Source organism: Streptomyces sp. WAC06614 (genome assembly GCF_003949795.1).
Taxonomy (GTDB): domain Bacteria; phylum Actinomycetota; class Actinomycetes; order Streptomycetales; family Streptomycetaceae; genus Streptomyces.
The window spans coordinates 1-1,075 of sequence record NZ_RPRY01000705.1; the positions used below are offsets into that span (position 1 = coordinate 1).

Consider the following 1,075-nt stretch of genomic DNA (forward strand, 5'->3'; position numbering starts at 1 on the left):
GGTCAGGGGAGGGTCAGGACGATGCGGCCGCGGGTGCCCGGCTTGGTCAGGTGGTGGTGGGCGGACGGGGAGTCCGCCAGGGAGTACGTGGCGGCCACGCGCAGGGTCAGCGTGCCCTCGTCGACCAGGGCCGACAGGCGCGCCAGCAGGGCCCCGTCGGCGGCGACCTCCTGTTCCACCACCCGTACGCCCCGGACCGCGTCCGGCGCACTGCCCGGGTGCAGGCCGACGTAGGCACCGCCGTCCCGGACGAAGGCCAGCGCCTCCTCCCCCACCACGGCCGCGTCCAGGACGCCGTCCACCGGCGCCGCCGGAGCCGAGCCCCGGGCGACGAACTCCGCCGCGCCCAGCCCCCGTACCAGCTCCTCGTCCTCCGGTCCGGCCACCGCCGTCACCACCAGCCCGGCCGCCGCGGCCAGCTGCACCGCGAACCCGCCGACCATCCCCGCCGCCCCGGTGACCAGCACCGACTGCCCGGCGGTCAGCCCCAGCTGCTCCAGCGCCCGTGCCGCGGTCAACCCGCTCAGCGGCAGCGCCGCCGCCTCCTGCTGCGTGACCGACCGCGGCGCCGCGGCCACGGCGGCCGCGTCCAGCACCGCGTACTCGGCGTGCGCGCCCACCTCCTTGAACGGCCCGTAGTGCAGCCCGACGACCCGCTCCCCCGGCTCCCAGCCGGTCACGCCCTCCCCGACCGCGTCGATCTCCCCCGAGACGTCCCAGCCGAGGCCGACCGGTGCCGAGCCGCCGAAGTAGCCGGCGCGGACCGCGCCGTCCACCGGGTTCAGCCCGGCCGCCCGCACCCGGACCCGTACCTGCCCGGCCGCCGGCTGCGGAACCGGCACCCGCACGACCGCGGCCCGCTCGGGCCCCCCGAACGCCTCGACCACGACCGCGTCCATCAGCTGCTGCGCACTCATGCCGTTTCCCTCTCCCGTTGTTTCTTCCGTTCGGCTGCGCACTAACTTAAAGAGAGGTACTTTCTCTGCGTAAGTACGTACTTCGGAGTGCGTACTTACGCAGAGAAAGTACCTCTCTTTAAGTTAGTGCGCAGCAGCTGATGGACGCGGTCGTGGTC

The 1,075-nt window shown here is 74.2% G+C and carries 1 protein-coding gene; it reads right to left on the reverse strand.

Annotated elements, in window-relative coordinates; genetic code table 11:
* Positions 1-2: 2 nt before the first annotated feature.
* Positions 3-899, reverse strand: a complete 897-nt coding sequence (locus EF918_RS36020; RefSeq protein ID WP_125653008.1) for an NADP-dependent oxidoreductase — start codon at positions 897-899, stop codon at positions 3-5.
* Positions 900-1,075 lie beyond the last annotated feature (176 nt).